Source organism: Klebsiella sp. CSG-1 (assembly GCF_056521145.1).
In genome coordinates, this window is the sequence record NZ_JBWNLD010000022.1 from 22940 (window position 1) to 31179 (window position 8240).

Annotated in this window: 8 protein-coding genes; all 8 read right to left on the reverse strand. The window is 51.9% G+C overall.

Features of this window, described 5'->3' with window-relative positions:
- Positions 1–12: 12 nt before the first annotated feature.
- Positions 13–4041 (reverse strand): DNA-directed RNA polymerase subunit beta, encoded by a 4029-nt coding sequence (gene rpoB, locus AC007G_RS27390; protein WP_032690001.1) that lies wholly within the window; start codon positions 4039–4041, stop codon positions 13–15.
- A 325-nt stretch (positions 4042–4366) separates the two neighbouring features.
- Positions 4367–4732, reverse strand: coding sequence for a 50S ribosomal protein L7/L12 (gene rplL / locus AC007G_RS27395; protein WP_004118416.1), 366 nt, complete (start codon positions 4730–4732; stop codon positions 4367–4369).
- 66 nt (positions 4733–4798) lie between these two features.
- Complete coding sequence (gene rplJ / locus AC007G_RS27400; protein WP_001207203.1) at positions 4799–5296, reverse strand: 50S ribosomal protein L10; 498 nt, start codon at positions 5294–5296, stop codon at positions 4799–4801.
- A 301-nt stretch (positions 5297–5597) separates the two neighbouring features.
- Positions 5598–6302 (reverse strand): 50S ribosomal protein L1, encoded by a 705-nt coding sequence (gene rplA / locus AC007G_RS27405; protein ID WP_004118413.1) that lies wholly within the window; start codon positions 6300–6302, stop codon positions 5598–5600.
- Positions 6303–6305: 3 nt separating this feature from the next.
- Positions 6306–6734, reverse strand: a complete 429-nt coding sequence (rplK, locus tag AC007G_RS27410; protein ID WP_003862340.1) for a 50S ribosomal protein L11 — start codon at positions 6732–6734, stop codon at positions 6306–6308.
- A 153-nt stretch (positions 6735–6887) separates the two neighbouring features.
- The gene (gene nusG / locus AC007G_RS27415) at positions 6888–7433 is read right to left on the reverse strand and encodes a transcription termination/antitermination protein NusG (RefSeq protein WP_002438628.1); all 546 of its coding nucleotides are present in this window, start codon (positions 7431–7433) and stop codon (positions 6888–6890) included.
- A 1-nt stretch (position 7434) separates the two neighbouring features.
- A complete protein-coding gene (secE, locus tag AC007G_RS27420; protein WP_004118411.1) occupies positions 7435–7818 on the reverse strand; it encodes a preprotein translocase subunit SecE in 384 nt (127 codons plus the stop codon).
- Positions 7819–8047: 229 nt separating this feature from the next.
- On the reverse strand, positions 8048–8240 hold a 193-nt coding region (locus AC007G_RS27425; RefSeq protein ID WP_001478560.1), incomplete at its 5' end, for an EF-Tu C-terminal domain-related protein.

Here is an 8240-nt window from a genome sequence, read left to right on the forward strand (position 1 = left end):
TTTGAGCGAGAGTTACTCGTCTTCCAGTTCGATGTTGATGCCCAGCGAGCGAATCTCTTTCAACAGTACGTTGAAGGATTCCGGCATGCCCGGTTCCATCTGATGGTTGCCGTCCACGATGTTTTTATACATCTTGGTACGACCGTTGACGTCATCAGACTTAACGGTGAGCATTTCCTGCAGGGTGTATGCTGCGCCGTAAGCTTCCAGCGCCCACACTTCCATCTCACCGAAGCGCTGACCACCGAACTGAGCCTTACCACCCAGCGGCTGCTGAGTAACCAGGCTGTAAGAACCGGTAGAACGCGCATGCATCTTGTCATCAACCAGGTGGTTCAGTTTCAGCATGTACATGTAGCCAACGGTAACCTGGCGCTCGAATTGCTCGCCGGTACGACCGTCGAACAGAGTGATCTGACCGGAAGTCGGCAGGCCACCCAGCTGTAACAGTTCCTTGATTTCAGACTCTTTCGCACCGTCGAATACCGGCGTGGCGATCGGCATACCTTTTTTCAGGTTTTCAGCAAGACGCAGAACTTCATCATCGGTGAAGGTATTCAGATCGACCTTCTGACGAACATCGGTACCCAGGTCATACGCTTTCTGGATGAACTCGCGCAGTTTGGCGACTTCCTGCTGCTGTTTGAGCATCGCGTTGATTTTCTCACCGATGCCTTTCGCAGCCATACCCAGGTGGGTTTCCAGAATCTGACCGATGTTCATACGAGATGGTACGCCCAGCGGGTTCAGTACGATGTCGACCGGCGTACCGTTTTCATCGTAAGGCATATCTTCGATCGGGTTGATCTTAGAAATAACACCCTTGTTACCGTGACGACCTGCCATTTTGTCACCCGGCTGAATCTGACGTTTAACGGCCAGATACACTTTAACAATCTTCAGCACGCCCGGTGCCAGATCGTCGCCCTGAGTGATTTTGCGGCGTTTTGCTTCGAGTTTTTTCTCGAACTCGTGTTTCAGTTCGTCGTACTGCTCAGCCAGCTGTTCCAGCTGATTTTGTTTCTCTTCGTCGGTCAGGCCCAGTTCCAGCCAGCGATCGCGCGGCAGCTTGTCGAGCTTCTCAGCTTCAACACCACCGGCAACCAGCACCGCGTAGATACGACCAAACAGGCCAGCTTCGAGGATCTGCAGTTCTTCAGACAGGTCTTTTTTGGCCTGCTTCAGCTGCATCTCTTCGATTTCCAGCGCACGTTTGTCTTTTTCCACGCCATCGCGGGTGAAGACCTGAACGTCGATAACCGTACCGGAAACACCGTTTGGTACGCGCAGAGAAGAGTCTTTAACGTCAGACGCTTTCTCGCCGAAGATCGCACGCAGCAGTTTCTCTTCTGGCGTCAGCTGGGTTTCACCTTTCGGCGTTACCTTACCAACCAGAATGTCGCCGCCGGTCACTTCTGCACCGATGTAAACGATACCGGATTCATCCAGTTTAGAGAGCGCAGCTTCACCCACGTTCGGGATATCAGCGGTGATCTCTTCCGGCCCCAGCTTGGTGTCACGGGACACACACGCCAGTTCCTGAATATGAATCGTGGTGAAACGATCTTCCTGAACCACACGCTCGGAGACGAGGATGGAGTCTTCGAAGTTGTAGCCGTTCCACGGCATGAACGCTACGCGCATGTTCTGACCGAGAGCCAGTTCACCAAGGTCGGTGGACGGACCGTCTGCCAGCACGTCGCCGCGCTCAATTGGCTCACCCAGGGACACGCAAGGCATCTGATTGATGCAGGTGTTCTGGTTAGAACGGGTGTACTTGGTCAGGTTATAGATGTCGATACCTGCTTCGCCCGGGTACATCTCATCTTCGTTAACTTTGATAACGATACGGGATGCATCGACGTACTGTACGGTACCGCCACGCTTAGCAACTGCAGTAACACCGGAGTCGACGGCAACAGCACGTTCCATACCGGTACCAACCAGCGGCTTATCAGCGCGCAGAGTCGGAACCGCCTGACGTTGCATGTTCGCACCCATCAATGCACGGTTGGCGTCATCGTGTTCCAGGAACGGGATCAGTGACGCACCGACGGAAACCACCTGTTGGGTGGAAACGTCCATGTAGTCAACCTGATCGCGGCTGAACAAGCTGGATTCGCCTTTGCTACGGCAGGTCACCAGATCTTCTACAAAGTGGCCTTCGTCATCCAGGTTGGAGTTCGCCTGAGCGATAACGTAGTTGCCTTCTTCGATAGCAGACAGGTAGTGAATTTCGTCGGTCACAACACCGTCGGTCACTTTACGATACGGAGTCTCGAGGAAGCCGTATTCGTTAGTCTGTGCGTACACGGACAGGGAGTTGATCAGACCGATGTTCGGACCTTCAGGCGTTTCGATTGGACATACGCGACCGTAGTGAGTCGGGTGTACGTCTCGAACTTCAAAGCCCGCACGTTCACGGGTCAGGCCGCCTGGGCCGAGTGCGGAGATACGGCGCTTGTGCGTAATCTCGGACAGCGGGTTGTTCTGGTCCATAAACTGAGACAGCTGGCTGGAACCAAAGAACTCTTTCACTGCTGCAGAAATCGGCTTGGCGTTGATCATATCCTGAGGCATCAGGGTATCCAGATCGCCCAGAGACAGACGCTCTTTCACCGCACGCTCCACACGTACCAGGCCAACGCGGAACTGGTTTTCCGCCATTTCGCCTACGGAACGGATACGACGGTTGCCGAGGTGGTCGATATCATCGACTTCGCCTTTACCGTTACGGATATCGATGAGCTTCTTCATCACTTCGATGATGTCGTCTTTGCTCAGGATACCGGAACCTTCGATTTCGTCACGCAGCAGAGAACGGTTGAACTTCATACGACCTACCGCAGACAGATCGTAGCGGTCTTCGGAGAAGAACAGGTTCTCAAACAGGCTTTCAGCCGCTTCACGAGTCGGCGGCTCACCCGGGCGCATCATGCGGTAGATTTCTACCAGCGCGCTCAGACGATCGTTAGTCGGGTCGACGCGTACCGTTTCAGAAATGTACGGACCGTGGTCCAGATCGTTGGTGAACAGGGTCTCGATGCGCTTGTGACCGGACTGGCTCAGTTTCGCCAGCAGATCCAGGCTCAGCTCCATGTTCGCCGGGCAGATCAGTTCGCCAGTGGCTTCATCGATGTAATCTTTGGCCGCAACTTTACCCGCAATATATTCAACCGGAACTTCGATATGCTTGATATCGTCTTTTTCCAGCTGACGGATATGGCGAGCGGTAATACGACGGGCTTTCTCGACGTAGATTTTGCCGTTCGCTTCGATGTCGAAGGAAGCTGTTTCACCGCGCAGACGCTCCGGTACCAGTTCCATCTGCAGCTTGTTGTCGCGAATTTCAAAGACCACTTTCTCGAAGAACAGGTCAAGGATCTGCTCAGTGGTGTAATTCAGCGCGCGCAGGATGATGGTGGCCGGCAGCTTACGACGACGGTCGATACGGACAAACAGGTTGTCTTTCGGATCAAACTCGAAGTCCAGCCAGGAACCGCGGTAAGGAATGATACGTGCGTTATACAGGACCTTACCGGAAGAGTGAGTCTTACCTTTGTCAGAGTCAAAGAAGACGCCCGGGCTACGGTGCAGCTGAGAAACGATAACACGTTCAGTACCGTTGATAACAAAGGTACCGTTGTCGGTCATGAGCGGAATTTCGCCCATGTAGACTTCTTGTTCTTTAATGTCTTTAACGGTGCCTTCCGGCGCTTCACGCTCGTAGATCACCAGACGCAGTTTAACGCGCAGCGGTGCCGAGTAGGTCACGCCACGGATCTGACATTCTTTAACATCAAAAACAGGTTCGCCCAGACGGTAGCTGACGTATTGCAGCTCAGAGTTACCGCTGTAGCTTTTAATCGGGAACACGGAACGGAAAGCAGCTTCCAGACCGTACTGCCCTTCAGGATCTTGCTCGATAAACTTCTGAAACGAGTCAAGCTGGATGGAAAGGAGATAAGGTATGTCCAGAACCTGCGGACGTTTACCAAAATCCTTACGAATACGTTTTTTCTCGGTATAGGAGTAAACCATAGGGTTCCTCAGCTCGCTGACAAGTCGACCCGTCTGCCCAAATAAGGCAGTTTTTTATGCAACACTATTTTGTGGACCGGAAAATGGAACACTTTCCGCAATGCCTGTTTCTATCACGCTTAAACCATTTCGTTGCGATTTACACAGCTCAGGGGCCCTGACCTGTCGCAGTATATTAAGTCGTCTATAGAAACAAGCATTGAAAGGACAACCCAGTAGTCAAACAGCGTGAAACGCTACTGGTGCCTTACAGCGCAAAAAGGCTGGTGACCAAAAAGTCACCAGCCTCAGCCTGATTTCTCAGGCTGCAACCGGAAGGGTTGGCTTATTTGACTTCAACTTCAGCGCCAGCTTCTTCCAGAGATTTTTTCAGAGCTTCAGCGTCGTCTTTGCTGATACCTTCTTTCAGTGCAGCCGGTGCAGATTCTACCAGGTCTTTAGCTTCTTTCAGACCCAGGCCAGTTGCGCTACGTACTGCTTTGATAACAGCAACTTTGTTAGCGCCTGCAGCTTTCAGAATTACGTCGAATTCAGTTTTTTCTTCAGCAGCTTCAGCCGGGCCAGCAGCTACAGCTACAGCAGCAGCAGCGGAAACACCGAATTTTTCTTCCATTGCAGAGATCAGCTCAACAACGTCCATTACGGACATAGCGGATACTGCTTCAATGATTTGATCTTTAGTGATAGACATTTAAATTGTTCCTGAATATCAGAATAAGTTTATACGTAAGCGAGCGCTTTATAAAGACAACTGCGATTAAGCAGCTTCTTTCGCATCGCGTACAGCAGCCAGAGTGCGAACCAGTTTGCCAGCCGAAGCTTCTTTCATGGTTGCCATCAGGCGTGCAATTGCTTCTTCGTAGGTCGGCAGAGTTGCCAGGCGGTCGATTTGCGACGCCGGGATCAGCTCACCTTCAAAGGCTGCAGCTTTGACCTCAAATTTTGCATTCGCTTTCGCGAACTCTTTGAACAGACGAGCGGCAGCGCCCGGGTGTTCCATAGAGTATGCAATCAGGGTCGGACCAACAAACGTGTCTTTCAGGCACTCAAACTGAGTACCTTCAACGACGCGGCGCAGCAGGGTGTTACGAACAACACGCATGTAAACGCCAGCTTCACGACCTGCTTTACGCAGTTCAGTCATTTTATCAACAGTAACGCCACGGGAATCCGCAACTACTGCAGACAGCGCACCTTTGGCTACTTCGCTGACTTCAGCAACAATCGCTTGTTTGTCTTGAAGATTTAAAGCCATTAGCTTTGCTCCTGGATGTTTGCCAGAGCTTATGCTCTGGAACTCACTTCACTCTTTCCAACGAAAGAGCGTCTTTAATACGGTGAGCAGAAACAAGCCAGAGTATCCAAAAAAATAATCTTAGCGTTCTGTCACCGTCTACGCAGGGGATTAAGTTTCTGACGAAACACCTGCGGTCTTCGACGGAGGCCTGGATAGGCCAGGCTCCAACGAACAAATCTGTTTTTATCTGTCTGGCCGAAGCTAACAGAATCGTGGGGGTAGAATTGTAGACAAATCCACCGCCCACGTAAAGCTAATCTTAGTTCGCAGAAGCGCTCAGACCAGCCTGATCAACGGCAACACCAGCACCCATGGTGGTGGAGATGCTAACTTTCTTGATGTACACGCCTTTAGCCTGAGTCGGTTTTGCTTTTTTCAGCGCAACCAGCAGAGCTTCCAGGTTTTCTTTCAGTTTGTCAGCGTCAAAGTCCACTTTACCGATGGTGGTGTGGATGATGCCGTTTTTGTCGTTACGATAACGAACCTGACCTGCTTTAGCGTTCTTAACAGCTTCAGCAACGTTCGGAGTAACGGTACCCACTTTCGGGTTTGGCATCAGGCCGCGCGGACCCAGAACCTGGCCCAGCTGGCCAACAACGCGCATTGCATCCGGAGAAGCGATAACAACGTCAAAGTTCATTTCGCCTTTTTTGATCTGGTCAGCCAGATCTTCCATACCTACCAGCTCGGCGCCTGCAGCTTTAGCAGCTTCAGCGTTCGGGCCCTGGGCAAATACGGCTACGCGAACGGAACGGCCAGTACCGTGCGGCAGTACAGTCGCGCCACGGACGTTCTGGTCAGATTTACGAGCGTCGATGCCGAGGTTAACGGCAACGTCTACGCTTTCAACGAACTTAGCAGTAGCCAGTTCTTTCAGCAGAGAGATGGCTTCGTTGATGTCGTACTGTTTGGTCGCATCAACTTTGTCACGAATCACGGACATGCGCTTGGTCAGTTTAGCCATTTCTTAGTCCTCCACTACCAGGCCCATGGAACGTGCAGTACCTTCAATGGAGCGAGTCATCGCTTCAATGTCGGAACCAGTCATGTCGGCAGCTTTGGTCTGCGCGATTTCCTGCAGCTGAGCGCGGGAAATTTTACCCACTTTGTCTTTGTTCGGTTTACCGGAACCAGACTTGATACCAGCCGCTTTTTTCAGCAGAACTGCTGCCGGCGGAGTTTTGGTAACGAAAGTGAAAGAACGGTCAGCGTAAACGGTAATAACAACCGGAATCGGCAGACCTTTTTCCATGGATTCAGTTTTGGCGTTGAACGCTTTGCAGAATTCCATGATGTTCACACCCTGCTGACCCAGTGCTGGACCAACCGGCGGACTCGGGTTTGCCATACCAGCTGCAACCTGCAGCTTGACGTAGGCTTGTACTTTCTTAGCCATTTAAATTTCCTCGTTTGGGTGTAGCGCCTGAAAAGGCTCCCCGTGATAAATATCGCTTTATGGGAATCAGACCCATAAAAACAAAAGGCGCGAAATTGTATGTCAATTTCGCGCCTCATGCAACGATTAAATCGCTGCTTTTTTGATCGCCGGTTAGGCTTTCTCTACCTGGGCAAAGTCCAGTTCAACCGGAGTAGCACGGCCAAAGATGGAAACAGAGACCTTCAGACGAGATTTCTCGTAGTCAACTTCTTCAACCACGCCGTTAAAGTCAGCGAACGGACCATCGCTAACGCGTACCATTTCACCCGGCTCGAACAGAGTTTTCGGACGCGGCTTATCGCCAACCTGCTGCAGGCGATTCATGATCGCATCCACTTCTTTATCGCTGATCGGTGCCGGACGGTCAGAAGTACCGCCGATAAAGCCCATCACGCGCGGTACGCTGCGCACCAGGTGCCAGCTTGCGTCGTTCATTACCATCTGGACCAGAACGTAACCCGGGAAGAATTTGCGCTCGCTCTTGCGGCGCTGGCCACCACGGATCTCGACCACTTCTTCGGTCGGCACCATGACTTCGCCAAACAACTCTTCCATATTGTGTAATTTGATATGTTCACGCAACGAGGTAGCTACGCGACCTTCAAAACCGGAAAACGCCTGAACGACGTACCAACGTTTTTTAGGAGCTTCAGACATCTCAGAACCTCAGGCCAGTGATAAAGGATACCAGGCGAACCAGAATACCATCCAGTCCCCACAGGATCAGTGACATTACCGCAGTAACCGCAGCAACAATCAGCGTGGTGTGCAGCGTTTCCTGGCGAGTTGGCCAGATAACCTTGCGGACTTCGGTTCTCGCTTCACGGGCGAAGGCGACAGTCGCCTTACCTTTAGTGGTTAACAGCGCGACGCCACCGGCAGCAGCGATCAGAATCACTACAGCCAGCGCACGCACCGCCAGCATAATGTCACGATAAAGGAAGTTGCCTACGATGGCCACAATCAGCAGCGCAGCAACGATCACCCACTTCATCGCTTCCAGGCCGCGCCCGCTCCCTTGAGCTTCGGTATTCGCACTCATAAACCAACCTGTCACAAGAATTCAGACAAATAATTTTGCCCCGCGAGAGCGAGGCAACCAAACCGAAATGCTCTGCTGCGTTTCGGACTTAACGCCCTCTACAGAGCCTGTCTCAGCAATGATTATGGCAAAAAAAATCACTGATGAGCCAGGTTCTGGTTCGAAAGCGTGCAAAAAGGGCATCAAATGATGCCCTTTTATTGCGCATTGCGTCAAATGTTATCAGCGATTAGCTGAGAACTTTTGCTACCACGCCAGCGCCAACGGTACGGCCGCCTTCACGGATTGCGAAACGCAGACCATCGTCCATCGCGATCGGGTGAATCAGGGTAACAACCATTTTGATGTTGTCGCCCGGCATTACCATCTCTACGCCTTCCGGCAGTTCGATGGTGCCAGTCACGTCAGTTGTACGGAAGTAA